20 protein-coding genes are annotated in these 23,274 nt (G+C 56.3%); 10 read left to right on the top strand and 10 right to left on the bottom strand.

The features are described from left to right. Nucleotides 1-101: 101 nt before the first annotated feature. Complete coding sequence (gene pepN / locus OWK27_RS15600) at nt 102-2,714, top strand: aminopeptidase N (protein ID WP_267590721.1); 2,613 nt, start codon at nt 102-104, stop codon at nt 2,712-2,714. Between the two features lie 51 nt (nt 2,715-2,765). Here pepN and ssuB read toward each other — a convergent pair whose 3' ends face one another. The 5 genes from ssuB to ssuE are packed head-to-tail and all read right to left on the bottom strand — an operon-like array spanning nt 2,766 to nt 7,006. Further along, on the bottom strand, nt 2,766-3,536 hold the full coding sequence (ssuB, locus tag OWK27_RS15605) for an aliphatic sulfonates ABC transporter ATP-binding protein (protein ID WP_148421017.1): 771 nt from the start codon (nt 3,534-3,536) through the stop codon (nt 2,766-2,768). After that, nucleotides 3,533-4,324, bottom strand: coding sequence for an aliphatic sulfonate ABC transporter permease SsuC (ssuC, locus tag OWK27_RS15610; protein WP_267590722.1), 792 nt, complete (start codon nt 4,322-4,324; stop codon nt 3,533-3,535). The genes ssuB and ssuC overlap by 4 nt, the downstream gene beginning before the upstream one ends. A gap of 9 nt (nt 4,325-4,333) precedes the next feature. Next, nucleotides 4,334-5,479 carry an FMNH2-dependent alkanesulfonate monooxygenase gene (gene ssuD, locus OWK27_RS15615; RefSeq protein WP_148421012.1) on the bottom strand — a complete coding sequence of 382 codons (1,146 nt, stop codon included), beginning with the start codon at nt 5,477-5,479 and terminating at the stop codon, nt 4,334-4,336. Then, on the bottom strand, nt 5,476-6,438 hold the full coding sequence (locus OWK27_RS15620) for a sulfonate ABC transporter substrate-binding protein (protein WP_176610714.1): 963 nt from the start codon (nt 6,436-6,438) through the stop codon (nt 5,476-5,478). Before OWK27_RS15620 ends, ssuD begins: the two co-directional genes overlap by 4 nt. Next, a complete protein-coding gene (gene ssuE / locus OWK27_RS15625) occupies nt 6,431-7,006 on the bottom strand; it encodes an NADPH-dependent FMN reductase (protein WP_267590723.1) in 576 nt (191 codons plus the stop codon). The genes OWK27_RS15620 and ssuE overlap by 8 nt, the downstream gene beginning before the upstream one ends. 248 nt (nt 7,007-7,254) lie before the next feature. Here ssuE and pyrD point away from each other — a divergent pair, with 248 nt between their 5' ends. Both pyrD and zapC read left to right on the top strand, forming a co-directional pair. Then, nucleotides 7,255-8,265 (top strand): quinone-dependent dihydroorotate dehydrogenase, encoded by a 1,011-nt coding sequence (gene pyrD, locus OWK27_RS15630; RefSeq protein WP_148421006.1) that lies wholly within the window; start codon nt 7,255-7,257, stop codon nt 8,263-8,265. A 165-nt stretch (nt 8,266-8,430) separates the two neighbouring features. Next, on the top strand, nt 8,431-8,973 hold the full coding sequence (zapC, locus tag OWK27_RS15635; RefSeq protein WP_148421004.1) for a cell division protein ZapC: 543 nt from the start codon (nt 8,431-8,433) through the stop codon (nt 8,971-8,973). On the opposite strand, the gene OWK27_RS15640 is transcribed toward zapC, so the two are convergent. Next, the gene (locus tag OWK27_RS15640) at nt 8,970-10,079 is read right to left on the bottom strand and encodes a YcbX family protein (protein WP_176610712.1); all 1,110 of its coding nucleotides are present in this window, start codon (nt 10,077-10,079) and stop codon (nt 8,970-8,972) included. The genes zapC and OWK27_RS15640 overlap by 4 nt on opposite strands. Nucleotides 10,080-10,177: 98 nt before the next feature. Here OWK27_RS15640 and rlmKL point away from each other — a divergent pair, with 98 nt between their 5' ends. The 6 genes from rlmKL (at nt 10,178) to rmf (ending at nt 18,103) form a co-directional block, all read left to right on the top strand. Beyond that, on the top strand, nt 10,178-12,286 hold the full coding sequence (rlmKL, locus tag OWK27_RS15645) for a bifunctional 23S rRNA (guanine(2069)-N(7))-methyltransferase RlmK/23S rRNA (guanine(2445)-N(2))-methyltransferase RlmL (RefSeq protein WP_193356366.1): 2,109 nt from the start codon (nt 10,178-10,180) through the stop codon (nt 12,284-12,286). 12 nt (nt 12,287-12,298) lie between these two features. Then, entirely contained in the window at nt 12,299-14,206 is a 1,908-nt protein-coding gene (locus OWK27_RS15650; RefSeq protein WP_148420998.1) for an ABC transporter ATP-binding protein, read from the top strand. A gap of 13 nt (nt 14,207-14,219) precedes the next feature. After that, the gene (pqiA, locus tag OWK27_RS15655) at nt 14,220-15,473 is read left to right on the top strand and encodes a membrane integrity-associated transporter subunit PqiA (protein ID WP_267590724.1); all 1,254 of its coding nucleotides are present in this window, start codon (nt 14,220-14,222) and stop codon (nt 15,471-15,473) included. 4 nt (nt 15,474-15,477) lie between these two features. Then, the gene (gene pqiB, locus OWK27_RS15660) at nt 15,478-17,118 is read left to right on the top strand and encodes an intermembrane transport protein PqiB (protein ID WP_148420994.1); all 1,641 of its coding nucleotides are present in this window, start codon (nt 15,478-15,480) and stop codon (nt 17,116-17,118) included. Next, on the top strand, nt 17,115-17,681 hold the full coding sequence (gene pqiC / locus OWK27_RS15665; RefSeq protein ID WP_267590725.1) for a membrane integrity-associated transporter subunit PqiC: 567 nt from the start codon (nt 17,115-17,117) through the stop codon (nt 17,679-17,681). Before pqiB ends, pqiC begins: the two co-directional genes overlap by 4 nt. 254 nt (nt 17,682-17,935) lie before the next feature. Further along, the gene (gene rmf, locus OWK27_RS15670; protein WP_003858162.1) at nt 17,936-18,103 is read left to right on the top strand and encodes a ribosome modulation factor; all 168 of its coding nucleotides are present in this window, start codon (nt 17,936-17,938) and stop codon (nt 18,101-18,103) included. Between the two features lie 71 nt (nt 18,104-18,174). On the opposite strand, the gene fabA is transcribed toward rmf, so the two are convergent. Next, nucleotides 18,175-18,693: a bifunctional 3-hydroxydecanoyl-ACP dehydratase/trans-2-decenoyl-ACP isomerase gene (gene fabA, locus OWK27_RS15675; RefSeq protein ID WP_148420990.1), complete on the bottom strand. Its 519-nt coding sequence runs from the start codon at nt 18,691-18,693 to the stop codon at nt 18,175-18,177. A gap of 68 nt (nt 18,694-18,761) precedes the next feature. Continuing rightward, nucleotides 18,762-20,522 carry a Lon protease family protein gene (locus tag OWK27_RS15680; RefSeq protein ID WP_267590726.1) on the bottom strand — a complete coding sequence of 587 codons (1,761 nt, stop codon included), beginning with the start codon at nt 20,520-20,522 and terminating at the stop codon, nt 18,762-18,764. A gap of 186 nt (nt 20,523-20,708) precedes the next feature. On the opposite strand from OWK27_RS15680, the gene matP reads away from it, so the two are divergent. Further along, nucleotides 20,709-21,161 carry a macrodomain Ter protein MatP gene (gene matP / locus OWK27_RS15685; RefSeq protein ID WP_006809347.1) on the top strand — a complete coding sequence of 151 codons (453 nt, stop codon included), beginning with the start codon at nt 20,709-20,711 and terminating at the stop codon, nt 21,159-21,161. 65 nt (nt 21,162-21,226) lie between these two features. On the opposite strand, the gene ompA is transcribed toward matP, so the two are convergent. Both ompA and sulA read right to left on the bottom strand, forming a co-directional pair. Next, nucleotides 21,227-22,279 carry a porin OmpA gene (gene ompA / locus OWK27_RS15690; RefSeq protein WP_242174605.1) on the bottom strand — a complete coding sequence of 351 codons (1,053 nt, stop codon included), beginning with the start codon at nt 22,277-22,279 and terminating at the stop codon, nt 21,227-21,229. A 356-nt stretch (nt 22,280-22,635) separates the two neighbouring features. Next, the gene (gene sulA / locus OWK27_RS15695) at nt 22,636-23,145 is read right to left on the bottom strand and encodes an SOS-induced cell division inhibitor SulA (protein ID WP_148420984.1); all 510 of its coding nucleotides are present in this window, start codon (nt 23,143-23,145) and stop codon (nt 22,636-22,638) included. Nucleotides 23,146-23,274 lie beyond the last annotated feature (129 nt).

The raw sequence follows: 23,274 nt of genomic DNA on the forward strand, positions 1-23,274 counted from the left end.
AAAGGACGTTGTGCCTGAAAAGATGAACATTCTGCATAGCGCGTTTTACACAACAGGAATATATTGAATCGTTACTCGACAAACGATGCATAAGGTTTTCTATGACACAACAGCCACAAGCCAAATACCGCCACGACTACCGTGCGCCGGATTACCTGATTAGCGATATCGATCTGACGTTTGACCTGGATGCTACAAAAACCGTTGTGACGGCGGAAAGCCAGGTGACGCGCCAGAGCGCGACGGCCGTGCCGCTGCGTCTGGATGGTGAAGACCTGACGCTGGTCTCCCTGCATATTAATGATGAAGCCTGGTCAGACTATAAAGAAGAAGGCAACCAGCTGGTCATCGACAACCTGCCGGAACGCTTTACGCTACGCATCGTGAATGAAATCAGCCCTGCCGCCAATACCGCGCTGGAAGGGCTTTACCAGTCAGGCGTAGCCCTGTGTACCCAGTGTGAAGCAGAAGGTTTCCGCCACATTACCTGGTATCTGGATCGCCCGGACATGCTGGCGCGCTTTACCACGAAAATTATTGCCGATAAAGCGCTGTACCCGTTCCTGCTCTCCAACGGTAACCGTATCGGCGAAGGCGAGCTGGAGAATGGCCGTCACTGGGTGCAGTGGCAGGATCCGTTCCCGAAACCGTGCTACCTGTTTGCGCTGGTGGCAGGGGATTTCGACGTTCTGCGCGACACCTTCAAAACCCGCTCTGGCCGTGAAGTGGCGCTGGAGCTCTTCGTCGACCGTGGAAACCTTGACCGCGCGCCGTGGGCGATGACTTCCCTCATCAACTCCATGAAGTGGGACGAAGAGCGCTTTGGCCTCGAATACGATCTCGACATTTATATGATTGTCGCCGTCGACTTCTTCAATATGGGCGCGATGGAGAATAAGGGCCTTAACGTCTTTAACTCCAAATACGTGCTGGCGCGTACCGATACCGCCACCGATAAAGACTATCTCGATATCGAGCGCGTCATCGGTCACGAATATTTCCACAACTGGACCGGAAACCGCGTCACCTGCCGCGACTGGTTCCAGCTGAGCCTGAAAGAGGGCCTGACCGTCTTCCGCGATCAGGAGTTCAGCTCCGATCTGGGCTCGCGGGCGGTAAACCGCATCAACAACGTGCGTACCATGCGCGGCCTGCAGTTTGCGGAAGACGCCAGCCCAATGGCGCACCCGATCCGCCCGGATAAAGTGATTGAGATGAACAACTTCTACACCCTGACGGTGTATGAGAAAGGCGCTGAAATTATCCGTATGATCCACACCCTGCTGGGGGAAGAGAACTTCCAGAAAGGGATGCAGCTTTACTTCGAGCGTCACGACGGCAGCGCGGCCACCTGCGACGACTTCGTGCAGGCAATGGAAGACGCGTCCAACGTCGATCTCTCTCATTTCCGCCGCTGGTACAGCCAGGCAGGAACGCCGATTGTCACCGTGAAAGACGATTACAATCCGGAAACCGAGCAGTACACGCTGACCATCAGCCAGCGCACGCCGCCAACGGCCGAGCAGGAGGAAAAACATCCGCTGCACATTCCGTTCAGCATTGAACTGTACGACAACGAAGGCAACGCGATCCCGTTGCAGAAGGGCGGGCATCCGGTCCATAACGTGCTGAACGTAACCCAGGCGGAGCAGACCTTTATCTTCGATAACGTCTACTTCCAGCCGGTTCCTGCGCTGCTGTGTGAGTTCTCCGCGCCGGTTAAGCTGGAGTACAAGTGGAGCGATCAGCAGCTGACGTTCCTGATGCGTCACGCGCGCAATGATTTCTCTCGCTGGGATGCGGCGCAAAGCCTGCTGGCGACGTACATCAAGCTGAACGTCAACCGTTACCAGCAGGGTCAGCCGCTGACGCTGCCGGTGCATGTGGCAGATGCCTTCCGCGCCATACTGCTGGATGAGAAGATTGACCCGGCGCTGGCGGCTGAAATTCTGACGCTGCCGTCCGCGACCGAAATCGCGGAGCTGTTCGACATCATTGACCCGATTGCGATTGTGGCCGTGCGTGAAGCGCTGACCCGCACGCTGGCGACCGAACTGGCGGATGAATTCCTCGCCATCTATAACGCCAACAGGCTGGACGCCTATCGCGTGGAGCATGCGGACATCGGCAAGCGTTCCCTGCGCAATACCTGCCTGCGCTACCTTGCGTTTGGCGAGGCTGAGCTGGCAAACGTGCTGGTAAGCAAGCAGTACCACGAAGCGGATAACATGACGGATGCGCTGGCCGCGCTGGCGGCGAGCGTTGCCGCCGAGCTGCCGTGCCGTGACGCGCTGATGCAGGAGTACGACGACAGGTGGCACGAGGATGGTCTGGTGATGGACAAATGGTTCATCCTGCAGGCCACCAGCCCGGCGGCCGATGCGCTGAGCAAGGTCCGCAGCCTGCTCAGGCACCGTTCGTTCACCATGAGCAACCCGAACCGCGTACGCTCGCTGATTGGCGCGTTTGCCAGCAGCAACCCGGCCGCGTTCCATGCCGAAGACGGCAGCGGCTATCAGTTCATGGTGGAAATGCTCACCGAGCTGAACAGCCGTAACCCGCAGGTGGCGTCTCGCCTGATTGAGCCGCTGATCCGCCTGAAGCGCTACGACGCGCAGCGTCAGGCGAAAATGCGAGCCGCGCTTGAGCAGCTAAAAGGGCTGGAAAACCTGTCTGGCGATCTGTACGAAAAGATTGCGAAGGCGCTGGCCTGATAGAAAGCTTAACCCTCCCTCTCCCTGTGGGAGAGGGCCGGGGTGAGGGCATCAGGCATTAGCTTTAATCAACGCGCGCTCATTCACCCCACGCTTCATTACCCTGTCCAGCACTTCCGCCTCCAGCTCTGCCAGTCTTGCAGCGCCCACGCGGCGAGGGCGTGGAATGTCCACCGTCAGATCCAGACCAATTTTTCCCTCTTCTATTAACAGCACCCGGTCGGCCATCGCCACGGCTTCGCTGACGTCGTGCGTCACCAGCAGCACCGTAAAACCGTGCGTCTGCCAGAGAGACGCAATCAGATCCTGCATCTCGATCCGCGTCAGGGCATCGAGCGCGCCGAGCGGTTCATCAAGCAGCAGCAGGCCGGGACGATGGATTAACGCCCGCGCCAGGGCCACGCGCTGCTTTTGACCGCCCGACAGCGCCGCAGGCCATTCACCCGCGCGATCCTCCAGCCCGACCGCGGCGAGTGCCTGCCGGGCCTCCTCCCGCCAGCTGCCTTTCAGACCAAGCCCGACGTTATCCATCACCGTTTTCCACGGCAGCAGGCGCGCGTCCTGAAACATCATGCGCGTATCGTCCTGAATGTTGGCCAGCGGCGTGGTGCCCGCCAGAATGTCACCCCCGTTGGGGGCTTCCAGCCCGGCTAAAAGACGCAGCAGGGTGCTTTTTCCGCCGCCGCTGCGGCCGACAACGGCCACAAACTGTCCGGCGGGAATATGCAGATCCAGCGCGTTCAGAATGGTTTTTTCGCCGTAGCGTTTGGTTACGCCGCTTAACAGCAACGGTGTCCCCTGATTCAGTCGTGCAGTATTCATGCTTTCGCCTCCTGAGCGGTATAGGCCGGGTTCCAGCGCAGCCAGGTACGCTCCAGCCACTGGGCGCTGACGTCTGCGAGTTTGCCGAGCAGGGCATAAAGGATAATGGCAACCACCACCACGTCCGTTTGCAGAAACTCCCGGGCGTTCATCGCCAGATAGCCAATGCCGGAGTTAGCCGAAATGGTTTCCGCCACGATCAGGGTCAACCACATCAGGCCGAGCGCAAAACGCACGCCGACCATGATGGAGGGAAGGGCGCCCGGCAGAATGACATGCGTAAACAGGGCAAAACCCGACAGGCCATAGCTGCGGGCCATCTCCACCAGGCCGCGATCGATATTGCGGATCCCATGCCAGGTATTGATATAGATCGGGAACAGCGTCCCCAGCGCCACGAGAAAGATTTTTGCGCTCTCATCTATGCCAAACCACAGGATGACCAGCGGGATCAGCGCCAGGTGCGGCACGTTGCGCAGCATCTGCACGGAGGTGTCCAGCAGCCGCTCTCCCCAGCGGGAGAGACCGCTGATCAGCCCAAGCGTCAGGCCGATGCTGCCGCCAATCGAAAAACCGATCGCCGCACGCCAGGAGCTGATAGCCAGATGCTGCCACAGCTCGCCGCTGGCGCTTAGCGACCAGAATGCTTCGACAACGCCCTCCGGGGAGGGCAGGATGCGGCTCGACAGCCAGCCGGTTGAAGACGCCAGCTGCCAGACAAGGACAATGCCGACGGGCAAGAACCACGGCGCGGCGCGCAGCAGCCATTTTTGTGCGTTTGCGGACATAGAGGCTCCTTAGCTTTGCGCGACTTTTCCCGGAATAAACGCGTTCGCCACCGCTTCGCCCTGCAGCTGAAGCTGCCGCGGCTGCGGAATGTCCGGAACAGCGACATCCAGATGCGGGAACAGCAGCTCGCCCACCCTGTACGCCTCTTCCAGATGCGGATAGCCGGAGAGGATAACGCTATCGATGCCCAGCTCCGCGTATTCATTGATGCGTGCCGCTACGGTTGGGCCGTCACCTACCAGCGCCGTACCGGCGCCGCCGCGCACCAGACCTACGCCGGCCCACAGGTTCGGGCTGATTTCCAGATTTTCTCGCCTGCCGTTGTGTAGCGACGCCATCCGGTGCTGACCCACGGAGTCGGTACTGGCAAACGCCGCCTGTGCCCTGGCGATGGTGTCGTCGTCCAGATGGGAAATTAACCGGTCGGCGGCCTGCCAGGCCTCTTCGCTGGTTTCGCGCACAATCACGTGCAGGCGAATACCGAAGCGCACCTTGCGGCCATGTTCAGCCGCTTTAGCGCGTACCTGGGCAATTTTTTCCTTCACCAGCGCAGGCGGCTCGCCCCAGGTCAGATAGAGATCGACCTGCTCAGCCGCCAGATCCTGCGCCACGTCCGATGAACCACCGAAATAGAGGGGAGGGCGCGGCTGCTGAACCGGCGGGAAGTAGAGTTTCGCATCCCGAACGTGGATATGTTTTCCTTCGAAGGTGACGGTTTCACCCTCCAGCAGCCGTCGCCAGACGCGTGTGAACTCGGCGGAGGCTTCATAACGTTCGGTGTGATCGAGGAACACGCCGTCTCCCGCCAGCTCCTGCGGATCGCTGCCGGTGACCAGATTGAACAGCGCGCGCCCGTTGGATAGCCTGTCCAGCGTTGCCGCCTGACGCGCCGCGACGGTTGGCGATACCACGCTCGGGCGCAGCGCCACCAGGAATTTCAGACGCTGGGTGACGGGGATCATTGAGGCGGCAACCAGCCAGGCATCCTCGCACGAGCGGCCCGTCGGGATCAGCACCCCGGTAAAACCGATGCGGTCTGCCGCCTGTGCTATCTGCTGAAGGTAGCCGTGGTCGACCGGGCGAGCGCCTTCTTCTGTGCCAAGATAGCGTCCATCACCGTGGGTGGGTAAAAACCAGAAAAGATTCAGACTCATGATTTTTTTCCTTCAGTGCCTGCGGGTTGCCAGATGCGTTCGCGAATATTTACCTGCTTTGGAACCAGGCGGTTTTGATAAAAAAGATCTGCCGTTTGCTGCTGGAGGGCGGCAACGCGCGCGTCAACCGGGGCGATGGTGGTTGGTGGACGGTGGTCAAGGTAGGTGGCAATCACCGGCTCAGGCAAGCCCATGGTTTTTGCGAGCAGCGTTACGCTCTGCTGACGCTGGGTCTGGGTCAGCGCATCGGCCTGCGTGAAGGTATCGAGCACCTCCTGAATAAAAGCGCCGTTCTTTTCGGCGTACGGACGCGCTGCCAGGTAGAACGAACCCGTCTGTTTCAGGGACGTGCCGTCTTTCAGCACCCGCACGCCGCCCTGCAGCAGGGCGGCAGAGTAGTACGGATCCCAGATAGCCCAGGCATCAACGTTCTTTTGCTGGAACGCCGCGCGCGCATCGGCAGGCGTCAGGTAAACGGGCTGGATATCGGTGAACGACAGGCCAGCCTCCTGCAACGCGCGCAGCAGCAGGTTGTGCGAGCTGGAGCCTTTCTGGAAAGCAACCTTATGCCCTTTCAGATCGGCGACGCGTTTAATCCCGCTATTTTCCGGCACCAGGATCACCTCTGCCTTGGGCTTCGCGGGTTCAACGCCAACGTAAACCAGATCCGCCCCGGCTGCCTGCGCAAAGATCGGCGGAATGTCGCCGGTGCTGCCTAAATCAATACTCCCGACGTTCAGCGCCTCCAGCATTTGGGGGCCGGCAGGGAATTCGACCCAGGAGAATGTGGTGTCCGGGAAGCGTTTTTCCAAAAGCGCGTGGCTTTTCGCCAGCACCATGCTGACGCTGCCTTTCTGATAGCCAATGCGCAGGCTCTCCGGTGCGGCCTCCGCCGCGTGTGCCAGCGACGCGACTGCCAGCAGGCCCGCCAGCCCGATACGGGTAAGGATTTTAAACATGCGCTACTCCTTGTGGTTGACGACGTGCCTCTGCATGGCGTTCCCGGCGGTTCAGGGCGTGCCAGAAGGTATCAAGCGCGCTGTCGAGGCGGGTTTGCAGGTTCGGGGTGAAGTGTGGCTTGTGCTGGTAGTCAATAACCTGTGAGTCGTCTGCGAAGACGCCGTGCAGGATCTCCTGCGCCTTCAGCGCGTTCAGTACGGGCTTGAGGGCGTAATCCACCGCCAGCAAATGGGCCACGGTACCGCCGGTGGCCAGCGGCAGGACGACCTTGCCGTCCAGCGCGCGTTCGGGCAGCAGGTCGAGCAGGGTTTTCAGCGCACCCGAAAAAGAGGCTTTATAAATGGGCGTCGCGACGATCAGTCCATCCGCGCCTTTAAGCTGTTCTGTCAGGGTTTTCAGCGCCGGGCTGTCAAAGCGGGCGTAGAGCAGATCCTCAGGGTCGAAATTGTGCAGATTCCAGTGGCATACCTCCACATCCAGAGCATTAAGCTTATCGCGGGCGTATTCCAGCAGGGCGCTGGAGCGAGAGGGGAAGCGCGGGCTTCCGGCCAGAGTAATGACGCGCATGGTTGCTCCTTATAACTAATTGTTTGCTTTTATCTAACATTCATAACAATTTTCAGGAGTGTGACATTGCGCCGTTATTCCACTAAATGATTTATCCTCAGGTGAAATGCCAAAAAATGCATAAGAAGTCTTCCCGAAGGAAACGATTGCGTTTTACTCGGCTTTTTTTGCCACAGGTCAATTCCCTTTCCGTGCCGGATCGCACATAATCCCCTCCCGGTTTGCACACCGGGAATCCAGGAGAGTTCATGTACTACCCCTTCGTTCGTAAAGCCCTTTTCCAGCTCGATCCAGAGCGCGCTCATGAATTGACGTTTCAGCAGTTACGCCGCATTACCGGAACGCCTTTAGCGGCGCTGGTGCGCCAGAACGTGCCGGAAAAACCTGTGCAGTGCATGGGCCTGACCTTCAAGAATCCGCTGGGCCTCGCGGCCGGCCTGGATAAAAATGGCGAATGCATTGATGCACTCGGTGCGATGGGCTTTGGCTCGATCGAAATCGGGACGGTGACGCCGCGCCCGCAGCCGGGTAACGACAAGCCGCGCCTGTTCCGCCTGGTCGAAGCCGAAGGGCTGATCAACCGCATGGGCTTTAATAACCTCGGTGTCGATCATCTGGTAGAGAACGTAAAAAAAGCCCATTTTGATGGCGTGCTGGGTATTAATATCGGTAAAAATAAAGACACCCCAGTCGAGCAGGGTAAAGATGACTATCTGATTTGTATGGAAAAAGTCTACGCCTATGCCGGTTATATCGCGGTGAATATTTCATCACCAAACACCCCAGGGCTGCGTTCATTACAATATGGCGAAGCGCTCGACGATCTTCTCAGCGCCATTAAAAATAAACAAACGGAGCTGCAGGCGAGCCACCATAAATATGTTCCGGTCGCGGTTAAGATCGCCCCGGATCTTTCTCCTGAAGAATTGATCCAGGTTGCCGACAGTTTAGTTCGCCATAATATTGATGGCGTTATTGCGACCAATACGACGCTCGATCGATCCCTCGTTCAGGGAATGAAAAACTGTGACGAAGCGGGTGGTTTAAGCGGCCGTCCGGTACAATTAAAAAGCACCGAAATTATTCGCGCACTTTCTGCGGAATTAAAAGGCCAGCTGCCGATTATTGGGGTGGGCGGCATTGATTCCGTCATCGCTGCGCGTGAAAAGATGGCGGCGGGCGCATCGCTGGTGCAAATTTATTCCGGCTTTATTTTTAAAGGGCCGCCATTGATTAAAGAAATTGTCACCCATATCTAATCTTTTCTCTTAATCAGACAACCAGGGCTTTATTTCCAGCCCTGGTTGTTTTATATTCCGTCATTGTTGCTTATTTAGACATTATAGTCTTTTATTACTAGTGTTATAAACGAAGCGGCAAACAGGACATTTTTAGTACAGGACGTTTGGGGACGGGAGAGAAACATGCGAATTAAACCTGACGATAACTGGCGCTGGTATTATTGCGAAGAGCATGACCGAATGATGCTCGACTTAGCCAATGGCATGTTGTTTCGCTCTCGTTTTGCGCGCCGGATGCTCACGCCAGACGCGTTTGCCCCCTCAGGCTTTTGCGTTGACGATGCCGCGCTCTATTTCTCTTTTGAAGAAAAATGCCGCGATCTCGATCTTTCCAAAGAACAGCGCGCCGAACTGGTATTAAACGCGCTGGTGGCAATCCGCTTCCTGAAACCCCAAATGCCGAAAAGCTGGCATTTCCTCGCGCACGGCATGAGCTGGACCCCGGCCACGGGCGATGCGGCCAGCGTGAGCCTGAGCGATACCGAAGAAGAGGTGAGTTTGCTGGTAGTTGAACCCGGCGAAAACGCCGCGCTCTGTTTGCTGGCACAGCCCGGCGTGACCATTGCCGGGCGAGTGATGCAGTTAGGTGATGCCATCAAGGTAATGAACGACAGGCTGAAGCCACAGCTGCGCGTAGATTCCTTCAGCCTCGAACAGGCGGTTTAAGCTTCCAGCTGTACGGACGTTTTCGGTACGCAGCTACAGCACAGGATCGTGCCGTCATTGCCAATCGCGGATTTCTTCAGAGCACTCACCTCACCGTCTACCAGCCTGATGCGGCAGCATCCACAAATTCCCGCCCGACAGGAATACGGTACGCGAATACCCGCCTGCTCCAGCTGCTCCAGTAGTACCTGCTGATTGTTACCCCGGATAACTTTGCCTTCCCAGTGAATATCCACCGCGGAAGCGACGTTGGTCACGGCGTCGACCATCTCTTCTTCCTGACCTGCGCCATATACGCGTGCCGGACCGCGGGTGAGGATTTCGACCTCGTCGCCCACGCGGATCGCGCCGCTTGAGCGGGGGATGAGGTTCTGACCGAAATCGACGTCGCCGCTGTCCTGCGCGGTACGGAATGACTGCAACGTTTTCAGCGGTTCGCCGGAAGGATGCTTCTGGCCTTTTTCCGGGCTGACGGTGGTGAAAATACAGCGGCTGCACGGTTTCACCACGTCAAAAATCACGCTGCCGATGCGGATCGTTTTCCAGGTATCTTCATCCCAGGCATCCGCTCCGGTCACCACCAGATTCGGGCGAAACTGCTCCATCTGCACGCTGGCTTTACAGCGGTTTTGTAGGTCGCGAAGCGAGGCCTCGTTGGTCAGCAGGAATGGAAAACCATCCGCGAAGGAGAGGGGGACCGCGTTGTGGCGCTTAACGCGACGGGTCAGGGCTGGCCCAACCCAGCGCAGCTGAACGTTACGGGAGAAAAAGCCGCTCAGCCACTGGTTTATAGCGTCCGGGGCGATACGCGCGGTAAAATGATTCCCCCACACCTCCGTTGGCGCATCCACCGGCGCAAAATCGGTAAAGCGAACCACCGCGCTCGATCCGTCCGGCGCGGTCAGGTGCAAACCGTCATGAAGCGGGGAAGGGGTAAAGCGAACCATCTGCGGGAACTGGCGTGCCGTAATGAACGTACCGTCAGGCTCGGTGACCATAAATATGCGATCGAAGGCAAATCCGCTTATATCGGCCAGCGCGTGCGTAACGCCGATACCGCGCATGGATTTCACCGGATGAATAAAAAGCCTGGATAACGTCGCCACTGCACACTCCCGCAAAAGAAAATAAGCCTTCAACTTTATGACATACACGCCATATTAGCTATAATGCGCGACAATTTTCTAAGAGTAAAAGTGACGATATGAATTCTCTGTTTGCCAGTACGGCCCGTGGGCTGGAAGAGCTGTTAAAAACTGAACTGGAAGGCCTGGGCGCGAGAGAGTGCCGGGTGGTTCAGGGTGGTGTCCATTTTGAGGGCGACACGCGGCTTATTTACCAGAGCCTGATGTGGAGCCGTCTGGCGTCGCGCATCATGCTGCCGATGAAAGAGTGCAAGGTCTACAGCGATCTTGATCTCTACACCGGCGTACAGATGATCGACTGGACAGAGATCTTCACCCCGGACGCCACCTTTGCGGTGCATTTCAACGGCGTCAACGATGAGATCCGCAACAGCCAGTACGGTGCTCTGCGCGTCAAAGACGCCATTGTCGACTGCTTCACGCGTCGAAATAAGGAACGCCCGAACGTTGACCGCGAAAACCCGGATCTGCGTATCAACGTCTGGCTGAACGGCGACACCGCCAGCATATCCCTGGATCTGAGCGGCGCGGGCCTGCATCTGCGCGGCTATCGCGACCGCACCGGGATGGCGCCCATCAAAGAAACGCTGGCTGCGGCCATCGTCATGCGCTCCGGCTGGCAGCCGGGTACGCCGCTGCTCGATCCGATGTGCGGTTCCGGCACGCTGCTGATTGAAGCCGCGATGCTGGCTACCGACCGTGCGCCAGGCCTGCACCGTGGACAGTGGGGCTTTAAAGGCTGGGCACAGCACGATGAAGCCCTCTGGAAAGAGGTGAAGGACGACGCGCAGACCCGCGCGCGCAAGGGGCTGGCGGAGTACACGTCTCGTTTTTATGGTTCGGACAGCGATGCCCGCGTCATTGAACGCGCCCGCAGCAACGCCCGCCGCGCCGGGATCGGCGAGCTGATTCATTTTGACGTCAAGGACGTTGCGAACCTGACCAACCCGCTGCCTAAGGGCCCGTACGGTACGGTGATCAGCAACCCGCCTTACGGCGAACGTCTGGGCAGCGAGCCGGCGCTGATTGCGCTGCACAGCCTGCTGGGCCGCAACATGAAAGCGCATTTCGGCGGCTGGAATCTCTCCCTGTTTAGCGCCTCGCCGGAGCTGCTGAGCTGCCTGCAGCTGCGTGCGGATCGCCAGTACAAGGCGAAAAACGGCCCGCTGGACTGCGTGCAGAAAAACTACCATCTGGCCGAGACGGCGGCGGACAGCAAGCCCTCCGGCGTAGCGGAAGATTACGCCAACCGCCTGCGCAAAAACCTGAAGAAATTTGAGAAGTGGGCGAAGCAGGAAGGGATCGAATGCTATCGCCTGTACGACGCTGACCTGCCGGAATACAACGTGGCGGTTGACCGCTATGCGGACTGGGTGGTTGTTCAGGAGTATGCCCCGCCGAAAACCATTGATGCGCAAAAAGCGCGTCAGCGTATGCTGGACGTCATTGCGGCGACCATCGCCGTGCTCGGCATTTCGCCAAACAGGCTGGTGCTGAAAACCCGTGAACGTCAGAAAGGTAAAAATCAGTATCAGAAAATGGGCGAGAAGGGCGACTTCATCGAAGTGGGCGAATATAACGCTCGCCTGTGGGTTAACCTGACCGACTATCTTGATACCGGCCTGTTCCTCGATCACCGTATCGCCCGCCGCATGCTGGGCCAGATGAGCAAAGGCAAAGATTTCCTTAACCTCTTCTCATACACCGGCAGCGCCAGCGTACATGCAGGGCTTGGCGGCGCGCGCAGCACCACCACGGTGGATATGTCCCGCACCTATCTGGAGTGGGCGGAGCGTAACCTGCGTCTCAACGGCTTAACCGGGCGTCAGCATCGTCTGTTGCAGGCGGACGTGCTGGGCTGGCTGCGCGATACGGATGAACAGTTCGATCTGATCTTTATCGATCCACCGACGTTCTCTAACTCCAAGCGCATGGAGGATAGCTTTGATGTTCAACGCGATCACCTGCGCCTGATGACCGACCTGAAGCGCCTGCTGCGTAAGGGCGGCACCATTATGTTCTCGAACAACAAGCGCGGATTCCGCATGGATCACGACGGCCTGGCCGAACTGGGACTGAAAGCACAAGAAATCAGCCAAAAAACGCTGTCTCAGGACTTTGCCCGTAACCGTCAAATCCACAACTGCTGGCTTATCTCCGCGGTCTGAAAGGAAAAATAAATGTCTTTAATTAGTATGCACGGCGCGTGGCTCTCTTTCAGCGACTCGCCGCTTCTCGATAATGCAGAGCTGCATATCGAAGATAACGAGCGCGTCTGCCTGGTTGGCCGTAACGGCGCGGGCAAATCGACGCTGATGAAAATCCTTAACCGCGAGCAGGGGCTGGACGATGGACGCATTGTTTACGAACAGGATCTGATCGTCTCTCGTCTGCAACAGGATCCACCGCGTAACGTCACCGGCAGCGTTTATGATTTCGTGGCGGAAGGTATTTCTGAGCAGGCGGAATACCTGAAGCGCTACCACGAGATTTCGCATCTGGTGATGACTGACCCGAGCGACAAGAATCTCAACGAGCTGGCTAAGGTGCAGGAGATGCTCGATCACCACGGCCTGTGGCAGCTGGAAAACCGCATTAACGAAGTGCTGGCGCAGCTTGGCCTCGAAGCGGATATGGAGCTGTCGGCGCTGTCCGGCGGCTGGCTGCGTAAAGCGGCGCTGGGCCGTGCGCTGGTGAGCGGACCTAAGGTGCTGCTGCTGGACGAACCGACGAACCACCTGGATATCGAAGCGATTGACTGGCTGGAAGGTTTCCTGAAAACCTTTAACGGCACCATTATCTTTATCTCGCACGACCGTTCGTTTATCCGCAATATGGCGACACGCATCGTCGATCTCGATCGCGGCAAACTGGTGACCTATCCGGGCGATTACGATACCTACCTGCTGGAGAAAGAAGAGAACCTGCGCGTGGAAGAGCTGCAAAATGCTGAGTTCGACCGCAAGCTGGCGCAGGAAGAGGTGTGGATCCGTCAGGGCATTAAAGCGCGTCGTACCCGTAACGAAGGCCGCGTTCGCGCCCTGAAGGCGATGCGTCGCGAACGCAGCGAACGCCGTGAGGTGATGGGCAGCGCCAAAATGCAGGTTGAAGAGGCGTCCCGCTCCGGCAAAATCGTCTTCGAAATGGAAAACGTTAACTATTCGGTCGACGGTAAAGTGCTGGTGAACGATTTCTCCGCGCAGGTACAGCGCGGCGACAAAATTGCGCTTATCGGCCCGAATGGCTGCGGTAAAACCACGCTGCTGAAGCTGATGCTGGGCCAGCTCCAGGCCGACAGCGGCCGTATTCACTGCGGCACCAAGCTGGAAGTGGCGTACTTCGACCAGCACCGCGCCGAGCTGGATCCAGACCGCACGGTGATGGATAACCTTGCCGAAGGTAAGCAGGAGGTGATGGTTAACGGCAAGCCGCGCCACGTGCTGGGCTACCTTCAGGACTTCCTGTTCCATCCAAAACGCGCCATGACCCCGGTGCGCGCGCTGTCCGGCGGGGAGCGTAACCGTCTTCTGCTGGCGCGCCTGTTCCTGAAACCAAGCAATTTACTGATCCTCGATGAACCGACGAACGACCTGGATGTCGAAACGCTGGAGCTGCTTGAAGAACTGATTGATGGCTATCAGGGCACGGTGATGCTGGTTAGCCACGACCGTCAGTTCGTCGATAACACCGTGACCGAGTGCTGGATCTTCGAAGGCGAAGGCCGGATTGGTCAGTACGTTGGCGGCTATCACGACGCGCGCGGGCAGCAATCCCAGTCCCTGGCGCAAAAACAGGCCAGGACCAAAAGCGTAGCGGAACCCGTTGTTGCAAAAGCAGAAACGGCCAAAAAATCACCGGCTAAAATGAGCTATAACCTGCAGCGCGAACTGGAAGGCCTGCCACAGCGTCTGGAAGAGCTGGAAGCCGCGCTGGAAGCGCTGCAGATTCAGGTTGCTGATGCGTCATTCTTTACGCAGCCTCACGACTATACTCAGAAAGTACTGGCTGAGCTCTCCCAGGCCGAGCAGGCGCTGGAGGAAGCGTTTGAGCGCTGGGAGTATCTTGAGTCTCTGAAAAACGGCGCATAAACAGGGATAAACTATGTGTGACCAGCACCATGCCGATCGGCATATTCTATGCTCGCAGTGCGATATGCTTGTGGCGTTGCCAGAGCTTGGTCACGGACACAAGGCTGCCTGCCCGCGCTGTGGGGCGACGCTAACAACCGCGTGGGACGCGCCCAGGCAGCGTCCTACCGCTTATGCGCTGGCAGCCTTATTCATGCTGCTGCTCTCCAATCTCTTCCCTTTCATCTACATGAAGGTGGGGGGGATGACCAGCCAGGTAGATTTACTGGAAATCCCGAACGTCATGTTCTCGGAGGACTACGCCAGCCTCGGCACCTTCTTCCTGCTGTTCGTACAGATAGTTCCGGCCTTTTGCCTGGTCGTCATCCTGCTGCTGGTTAACCGCGTCAGGATGCCGCTCTCCCTCAAAATCAAACTCGCGCGCGTTTTGTTCCAGCTGAAAAGCTGGGGGATGGCGGAGATCTTTCTGGCGGGGGTACTGGTCAGCTTCGTGAAGCTGATGGCCTACGGCGACGTGGGAATTGGCAGCAGCTTTATACCCTGGTGCCTGTACTGCGTGTTGCAGCTGCGCGCCTTTCAGTGCGTAGACCGACGCTGGGCCTGGGACGATATCGCCCCGGCGCCGACGCTGTCGCAGACGGTTAAGGTGGGCGTGCCGGGCATTCGTCAGGGGCTTCGCTCCTGCTCCTGCTGCACCGCCATCCTGCCCGCAGAGGTTGAGGTGTGTCCGCGCTGTGAAACAAAGGGGTACGTGCGGCGTAAAAATAGCCTGCAATGGACGATGGCGCTGCTGGTGACCTCCATCATGCTTTATCTGCCCGCCAATATCCTGCCGATCATGATCACCGACCTGCTCGGCGACAAAATGCCTTCGACCATCCTGGCCGGGGTTATTTTGCTGTGGGGGGAAGGGTCGTACCCGGTTGCGGGGGTGATTTTCATCGCCAGCATTATGGTGCCGACCTTAAAGATGATTGCGATTGCCTGGCTTTGCTGGGATGCGAAAGGGCACGGAAAGCGCGACAGTGAACGTATGCACCTGATTTATGAGGTTGTGGAATTTGTTGGCCGCTGGTCGATGATTGACGTGTTTGTGATAGCGGTTCTCTCTGCGCTGGTGCGCATGGGCGGGCTGATGAGTATTTATCCCGCGATGGGAGCGCTGATGTTTGCGTTGGTCGTCATTATGACCATGTTTGCGGCCATGACCTTCGACCCTCGTTTATCGTGGGATCGTGAGCCCGAGACAAGCCATGAGGAAGAGTAAGAGCATGGAAAATAAGAGTGGAGAGGCTAAAGTGCAGAAGGTCAGAAACTGGTCGCCGGTGTGGATATTCCCCATCGTGACCGCGCTGATCGGCGCATGGATCCTGTTTTATCATTACAGCCATCAGGGCCCGGAAGTCACGCTAATCACCACCAATGCAGAAGGCATTGAGGGCGGTAAAACCACCATCAAAAGCCGCAGCGTGGATGTGGGCGTGGTCGAAAGTGCGACCCTGACGGATGACTTAACCCATGTAGAAATTAAGGCTCGCCTGAATGCCGGCATGGAAAAACTGCTGCATGAAGATTCCGTCTTTTGGGTGGTTAAACCCCAGGTCGGCCGTGAAGGGATCAGCGGGTTAGGAACGCTCCTGTCAGGGGCTTACATTGAGCTTCAGCCTGGCAACAAGGGTATCCAGCCCGCGAGCTATGAGCTGCTGGACTCTCCGCCGCTTGCGCCGCCGGACGCTAAGGGGATCCGCGTCATTCTGGACAGTAAAAAAGCGGGCCAGCTCTCGCCGGGCGATCCTGTGCTGTTCCGCGGCTATCGCGTCGGTTCGGTTGAGACCAGTACGTTCGATCCGCAAAAGCGGACCATCAGCTATCAGCTTTTCATCAATGCGCCGAACGACCGGCTGGTGACCAGCAACGTGCGCTTCTGGAAAGACAGCGGGATCGCGGTCGATCTGACTTCGGCGGGGATGCGCGTAGAGATGGGATCACTCACCACCCTGTTTGGCGGGGGCGTCAGCTTTGACGTACCGGAAGGTTTGGATCTCGGACAGCCGGTGGCGGAGAAAACCGCCTTCAGGCTGTTTGACGATCAGAAAAGCATTCAGGATGCGCTCTATACCGATCACATCGACTATCTGATGTTCTTTAAGGATTCGGTGCGCGGCCTGCAACCGGGAGCGCCGGTCGAGTTCCGCGGTATCCGTCTGGGGACAGTGGGACAGGTGCCTTACTTTGTTCCGGGTCTTAAGCAGATGCTTGATGATGATTACCGTATTCCGGTGCTGATCCGCATTGAGCCTGAGCGTTTGATTAACCAGATTGGTCAGGATCAGGATATCGGCGAGCACATCACCGACCTGATGAACCGCGGTCTGCGCGGCTCGCTGAAAACCGGTAACCTGGTGACGGGTGCGCTGTATGTCGATATGGACTTCTATCCAAAAGCGCCACCAATGACGGGGATCCGCGAATTTGGCGGTTATAAAATTATCCCTACGGTGAGCAGTGGCCTGGCGCAGATCCAGCAGCGCCTGATGGAAACGCTGGATAAGATTAACAATCTGCCGCTGAATCCAATGCTTGAGGCTGCAACGGGATCGCTGCAACAGAGTCAGGCGACGATGCGACGACTGCAAACCACGCTGGATAATATCAACAAGCTCACCGCCAACCAGTCCATGCAGCAGCTGCCGCAGGATATGCAGAAAACGTTGCGCGAACTGAACCGCAGTATGCAGGGCTTCCAGCCTGGTTCAGCGGCCTACAACAAAATGGTGGCGGACATGCAGCGTCTTGACCAGGTCTTACGCGAGCTCCAGCCAGTGTTGAAAACGCTCAACGAGAAGAGCAACGCGCTGGTGTTTGAAGCGAAAGATAAAAAGGATCCTGAGCCTAAGAGGGCGAAACAATGAAAAAATGGCTAACTATCGTGGGCGCGCTGTTATTAACGGCCTGTAGCTCGGGAAGTGATAACAAAAGCTACTATCAGCTGCCCATGGGCGCGCAGCCGGGCGCTCAAAGCATCGCCTCGCAGGGCAGCCGGCTGCTGTGGGTCGAGCAGGTTGCGGTGCCGGATTATCTGGCTGGCAACGGGGTTGTCTACCAGACCAGCGACGTGCAGTACGTGATCGCCAGCAATAACCTGTGGGCCAGCCCGCTGGATCAGCAGTTACGCAATACGCTGGTGGCAAATCTGAGCGGTCAGCTCCCCGGCTGGGTCGTGGCCTCACAGCCTTTGGGAAGCGATCAGGACACGCTGAATGTTAACGTAACGGGCTTCCACGGCCGCTATGACGGTGCCGTTGTCATCAGCGGGGAGTGGCTGCTGAACCATCAGGGACAGCTGATCAAGCGTCCTTTCCATCTTGAGCTGAAGCAGCAAAAAGATGGATATGACGAGATGGTGAAAGTGCTGGCACAGGGTTGGGCGCAGGAGTCGACCGCCATTGCCAGAGAGATTTCCCGGCTACCATAAGTAAAATTCATAGTATTAAGCCGCTCTCAGCTTGTCGCTGATTGCGGCTTTTTTTTCGTTTTGGCTTCAGGCTGTTACTTGTGCCGCATCACATTTTTTGTACAAACGATCTTCCGCATAGCTCACAAATATGACACCCGTATGAATTTTGAACGTTGACGCTGAGGCTGATTCGGGGTATTCGTTAACTGTGCTTGCACATATTGCAACCACTGTTTTCTTTCCACCAGACAAAAGAATGAGGGAAACGAGGCATGAAGAGACAGAAACGAGATCGCCTGGAAAGGGCTCATCAACGTGGTTATCAGGCTGGCATCGCCGGACGTTCAAAAGAAATGTGTCCCTACCAGGCCTTAAATCAAAGGTCTCAATGGTTAGGGGGCTGGCGAGAAGCCATCGGAGACAGGGCAGTACTTGCCTGATACCGTCTCTTTAAAAAGAAACCTCCGCAATGCGGAGGTTTCGCCTTTCTGGAGGAGGCTAAAAGCCGCTATCAGAAAGCAGAGGTATCCTGGAACAGACCCACTTTCAGATCGTTCGCGGTATAGATCAGACGACCATCAACCAGCACTTCGCCATCCGCCAGGCCCATAATCAGACGACGGTTAACGATGCGTTTGAAATGGATGCGGTAGGTGACTTTCTTCGCGGTAGGGAGAACCTGACCGGTGAATTTCACTTCGCCAACGCCCAGCGCGCGGCCTTTGCCTTCACCGCCAAGCCAGCCCAGATAGAAGCCAACCAGCTGCCACATTGCATCGAGGCCGAGGCAGCCAGGCATTACCGGATCGCCAATAAAGTGGCAACCGAAGAACCACAGGTCCGGGTTGATATCGAGTTCTGCTTCTACGTAACCCTTATCAAAGTTGCCGCCGGTTTCGGTCATTTTCACGACACGGTCCATCATCAGCATATTTGGGGCCGGTAACTGCGGGCCATTCGCGCCAAACAGTTCACCGCGACCAGAGGCAAGAAGGTCTTCTTTAGTATAGGATTCGCGTTTATCTACCATGTTCTCAGTAAGCCTTATTTTAGTGAAGGACGCAGGATAGCTAACACGTGTACGCTGAACAAGTCCGATCAGTTTGCACTAAACCAACTTAACCAGCGTAACGGCCACGGATAACGATGACGAGCATCCTGCTGTGTCGCCTGAGCAATACGTTCCTGAATGGTTTGCATCAGGGTGGTCTGTCCTTCGCCATCCCAGACCAGGTTTGTCAGTAAGGGTAGTGCATCCTCAACGCCTTCGATGGCCCAGATGAAGAATTGTTCCTGCTCTACCGCGTCCAGAATCGCCTGGCTCAGGCTCAAATGACGGGCGTTAGGGGCTGGAATAATAACGCCCTGTTTGCCGTTTAAACCGCGCTGCTCGCAGATGGCAAAGAAACCCTCAATTTTTTCATTCAGTCCGCCGACCGGCTGAGCACGACCAAACTGATCCACGGAGCCGGTGATCGCGATGTTCTGATTGATTGGCACTTCTGCCAGGGCACTGATCAGCGCGCACAGCTCGGCCATAGAGGCGCTATCGCCGTCGACTTCACTGTAGGACTGCTCAAAGGTCAGAGAGGCAGAGAAGGGGATCTGTTGCTCAAGCTGGAGCTCAGACATCAGGAAGGCCTGCATAATCATCATGCCTTTGGCATGAATGTTTCCCCCCAGCTCGGCCTTGCGTTCGATATCGGTAAATTCGCCGTCACCAACGTGCACAACACAGCTGATGCGGGAAGGCTCGCCAAAGGCGCGCGGGTGCCCCGGGAACTCGATAACGGATAAGGCGTTGATCTGCCCGATACGTTCGCCTTCGGTTTCCACCAGAATTTGCTCCAGCAGAATTTCATCCTGCATACGGTCAGCAAGATAGCCTTCACGCCATTCGCGCTGGGCCAGCATCTGGGTGAACTGCTCGCCGCTAAACGCGCCGCTGCCGCTGATGACGCCTACTTCACGCAGCTGTTTGCCAATCCAGAGCGGGCAGAGCGGCAGGGTTTCCCGATCGCCGGTATAGCGCACGGCCTCGCGGATTAAGCCGGGCCACGCGTCGTCGGCCGGTGAGGGCAGGGCAAAACGTTCTGCCACGTCCATAACCCAGCTGCACCACTGCGCCATGTCATCGGCATCGGCAATCTGGATATTGTCTTCGTATTCACTGTATACGGCCTGTTCCGCGAGTTCTGGCTCCATTTCCTGGAAATCAGCCAGAGATTCGCGGTCACCCGTCAGCACAACGGTCAGCGAGAGCGGCATCGACGGGACGGATACAGGCAGCGGACGCGAATCGTCGTAACCAATCCAGTCAAAACGCTGCTGCGTTACTATCGTTTTCAGGCGCATCCACAGCAGAGGCTGTGCAAGCAGGGTGCGAAGGGAAATCAGCAGCACGCCGCCGTTCGCGCGGTGTACCAGCCCCGGCTGCAGCGACACTTCACCATTAAACTGACGAAGGCAGCCAAACAGCTGCTCGGCTTCCACCCAGCTGGCGGTAATCACCTCGCCTTTTGCGGCGAAAAGCCCGTCGGCCTGCGTTGACGGTTCGAACGTGACGTCGCGTCCGGCAACATGATAGCGACCGCCAAAAACGGCGTTCGTTTTCGGCTGCAACTGGCGCATGGCATCACCGAGAAGCGTCAGATACTCGGCTTCTTCCGGGGCTTTGAGCAGCATGAAAGGAGATGTCGCCCAGGGGGACGCCATCTGCTCCAGCGCGTAATGCAAACGCGGTTGTGTCTCGCTAAGTATGTATTCGTGTTCTTTTGTGAGGTCTGGCTGTGCAAACAGCTCCTGATAGCTCTCGGTATCCGGAACCAGGTCACGCCATGCAAGTTTCGTAATGGTCAAAGTTGATGTTTTTTAGTCAGATGTAAAACCGTGGAGTATACCGTAAGCGGTGCACTCTGCCCAATCAGGATTCGGGATTTCGTCATGCAGTTAGCCTGTCGTGTTTCACAGGATATGATTTCTTTTCAGCAGATTGCCAAAAAACTGATATTCTGAACAGAGTTACACGGTAACACTGAGATCGCAATGAAATATCAACAACTGGAAAACCTCGAAAGCGGCTGGAAATGGAAGTACCTGGTCAAAAAGCACCGTGAAGGGGAGCTGATCACCTGCTACATCGAAGCCAGCGCGGCACAAGAAGCTGTGGATATGTTGCTGACCCTCGAAAACGAACCGGTACAGGTCAACGGCTGGATTGAGAAACACATTAATCCGGCCCTGTTGAACCGGATGAAGCAAACTATCCGTGCGCGACGTAAGCGGCACTTCAATGCTGAACATCAGCACACCCGTAAAAAATCCATCGACCTGGAGTTTATGGTCTGGCAGCGTCTGGCCGGGCTTGCGCAACGTCGCGGGAAAACTTTGTCAGAAACGGTGGTGCAGCTGATTGAAGATGCCGAACACAAAGAAAAATATGCCAGCCAGATGTCGACGCTGAAAAACGATTTGCAGGCACTGCTGGGTAAAAAATGACGTTTTTACGTTTGTTCAGATAATAAAAAACCCCGCATCGCGGGGTTTTTTTATAAGACGATAACTTATGCCGCAGGCTGAGTTACAACGTCTTTGATACCTTTAACTTCGATCTCTACGCGACGATCTGGTGCCAGGCAGTCGATCAGTGCAGCGCGTGGTTTCACGTTGTCACAGGTAGAACCGGTAACTGGGTTAGATTCGCCCATACCACGTGGGGAGATCTTGTTAGCTGGGATACCTTTAGATACCAGGTAATCAACTACAGACTGTGCACGTTTCTCAGACAGACCCTGGTTGTAAGCGTCAGAACCGATACGGTCGGTGAAGCCCAGAACCACTACAGAACCGTCTTTAGGATCCAGGTTGCTCAGCTGGGTGTACAGCTGATCCAGCGCCTGCTGACCTTCTGGTTTCAGGGACGCTTTGTTGAAGTTGAACAGAACGTCAGACTTCAGAGTGAAGTGCTTGGTCTGTACTTCTGGAGCTGGAGCCGGAGCTGGAGCTACGACTGGCGCATCTTCCTGCTGACCGAAACGGTAAGAAACACCAACGCTCAGCATGCCGTTGTCTGGACGAACGCCAACGGTAGCACCGTCACCGATGTTGTTAACCCACTGGTATTCCAGACGGGTAGCGATGTCACGGGTCATTGCCCACTCAACGCCGCCAGCGAATACTGGAGAAACGCCAGTGTCGTGCTCGTCACCATTGATGCTGTTGCTGGAGTCTGCACGCCATACCATGCCGCCCAGACGGGTGTACACGTCCAGATCGTCAGTTACTGGGTAACCCAGTTTAGCGGTCAGCTGTACGCCTTGAGCTTTAAAAGCGCCATTTACGTTGTCGCCTTTGTAAGGCATACGACCTAACCAGTCGTAACCCATTTCAAAGCCAACATACGGGTTAACCTGATAGCCACCGAACGCACCTGCACCCAGCTGGCTCTCGTGAGTAGGGCCATCGTTGTTCAGGTCGCTGTTGTACCAACCAGTGTCATGGAACTGAGACCAGCCCAGTTTACCACCTGCATACCAGGTATTATCTTTCGGAGCGGCCTGCGCTACGGTAGCGAAGCCAGCCAGTGCCACTGCAATCGCGATAGCTGTCTTTTTCATTTTTTGCGCCTCGTTATCATCCAAAATTTGCCATGAATATCTCCGTCAGAGAAATCACGGTTAAATCCTTCACCGGGGGGCGTGGTCAAATATAAACCTACCGATATCTTCGGCTTAGGCCGAGCACCCCTGGCGATGTAAAGTCTACAACGTAGCTGAAAACTTACAAGTGTGAAGTCCGTCAGGCATATGAAAAAAAAAGGTCCGTATACCCAATATTTAACATTTTTTGAACGAATTTTGTGCAGTAAAATTAACGAGAACCGCGTCAGACAAGCCTTGCCGCAGTTTTGGCGCGTTGAACTTTTTTTGCATCATGAGGTCGAAAAAAATTCCAGGAAAACTCTTAAAATGACTCAATGGTACAAATTTGAGTGAATTTTTAGCCCAGAAAGTTGTCCTCTGCGATAAGAATCTGCACGAACCGGCCGCATAATAAAGCCCATTGCGTTACCTTCTTCTGCTGCTTCAGTCAGACGCAAATGTTCCTCTTCCGTCAGTTCCTCAGGAAGCCAGCCAATCACGACGCTGTAGTTCCCGGTACGTAATGCGCGAACCATCGACTCGACCGTATCACACGGGGAAAGCTGATTAATCTGCATCACCTTCGCCAGCGGCAGGCCAGCGGACTGCACCCACTCGCGGCTCAGTTTTTGCTGAGGCGTCAGCCAGAGCTGCCAGCGAGACTGTTGGCCGAGCTGCTGCAACAGCGGCAAAAGTAAAAGTTGTGTTAACAGCGGCTGGTCTTCACGGTAAACCACTTCACTGATAAGCCCTGTCGATACACGTCCGCTAGAATTCTGCGCAGTATTGCCTGCGGCAGAAGAGGAAGGTGTTGAGTGATTTGCATAGCCTGAAGTGTACATGTTCATTCCAGCCCTGTAGTTACTGTATGGATATACAGTAACCCCTGTATGCATAAAGATCAACCTCATTTTCGGAAAGCAACTCGCAAATTTCATCCATTCCCGGTGAACCTGAAAAAATCATCTTGC

This window comes from Enterobacter cloacae complex sp. 2022EL-00788, from assembly GCF_026627565.1.
Taxonomy (GTDB): Bacteria; Pseudomonadota; Gammaproteobacteria; order Enterobacterales; family Enterobacteriaceae; genus Enterobacter; species Enterobacter pasteurii.